Below are 489 nucleotides of genomic sequence, written 5' to 3'. Positions count from 1 at the left end.
TTCCCACCAAGCGGACTTATAAAGTCCGCTCATATGGCCGGGTAGTTCAGCTGGTTAGAACGCTAGCCTGTCACGCTAGAGGTCGTGGGTTCGAGCCCCATTCCGGTCGCCAATACATTCTTTATGTATCAGGTTTCGGTATCTTACATATAATATTGTAGATACCATTAAATGCGGATTTAGCTCATCTGGTAGAGCGCCACCTTGCCAAGGTGGAGGTAGCGAGTTCGAGCCTCGTAATCCGCTCCAATATGGCGCTATAGCCAAGTGGTAAGGCATAGGTCTGCAACACCTTGATCCCCAGTTCAAATCTGGGTGGCGCCTCCAATGACTCACAGAGCTTTTGTTCTGTGAGTTTATTTTTTTGTCTAAATATAATAAACAATCCAAAGTGACAGCTGAGCGACGCACAGTTGTCACTTTTTGTATCAAAGGAACAAATGAGCAAAGCAAAATGGACAAAAAGAGATAAGAAAAGGGAAATAAAGT

General features: G+C 44.6%; 3 tRNA genes. All 3 read left to right on the top strand.

Annotation, left to right across the window (positions count from 1 at the left end):
* Positions 1 to 35: 35 nt before the first annotated feature.
* Positions 36 to 112, top strand: a tRNA-Asp gene (locus DW015_RS03465).
* Between the two features lie 61 nt (positions 113 to 173).
* Positions 174 to 249, top strand: a tRNA-Gly gene (locus DW015_RS03460).
* Between the two features lie 4 nt (positions 250 to 253).
* Positions 254 to 327: transfer RNA gene (locus DW015_RS03455), tRNA-Cys, on the top strand.
* Positions 328 to 489: the final 162 nt, after the last annotated feature.

The organism is Ruminococcus sp. AF37-20, assembly GCF_003460465.1.
Taxonomy (GTDB): domain Bacteria; phylum Bacillota; class Clostridia; order Oscillospirales; family Ruminococcaceae; genus Hominimerdicola; species Hominimerdicola aceti.
This window is presented reverse-complemented; position numbering and strand designations above follow the sequence as displayed.